Source organism: Neisseria sp. P0021.S007 (assembly GCF_051956855.1).
On sequence record NZ_JBQCXA010001179.1, the window covers coordinates 1 to 521 of the forward strand.

Genomic DNA, 521 nt, shown 5'->3' on the forward strand with positions numbered 1-521 from the left:
CCGGTGTTGTCTTTCATCGCTTCTTCTTGAATAATGCGCAAAACGTGCAGGGCGGTCGATTCGATGCCGCGGATCACGCCGGTACCGGCGCAGCGCGGACAAGCAACGTGGCTGCTTTCGCCCAAAGCGGGTTTCAGGCGTTGGCGGCTCAATTCCAAGAGGCCGAAGCGGGAGAGTTTGCCCATTTGGACGCGGGCGCGGTCTTTTTTGAGTGCGTCGCGCAGGACGTTTTCAACATCGCGCTGATGCTTGGGGTTTTCCATGTCGATGAAGTCGATGACGACCAAACCGCCCAAGTCGCGCAGGCGCATTTGGCGGGCGACTTCTTCAGCGGCTTCCATATTGGTTTTGAACGCGGTGTCTTCGATGTCCGAGCCGCGGGTGGCGCGGGCGGAGTTGACGTCGATGGAAACCAGGGCTTCGGTGTGGTCGATCACAATCGCCCCGCCTGAAGGCAGGCTGACGCTGCGGGCGAACGCGCTTTCGATTTGGTGTTCGATTTGGAAGCGGGAGAACAGCGG

Annotated in this window: 1 protein-coding gene; it reads right to left on the minus strand. The window is 59.9% G+C overall.

Going from position 1 to position 521, the window contains the following annotated elements; translation table 11 throughout:
* The coding region (locus tag ACTHUR_RS18155) for a ribonuclease E/G (protein ID WP_440400151.1) at window positions 1-521 on the minus strand (521 nt) is incomplete at both ends.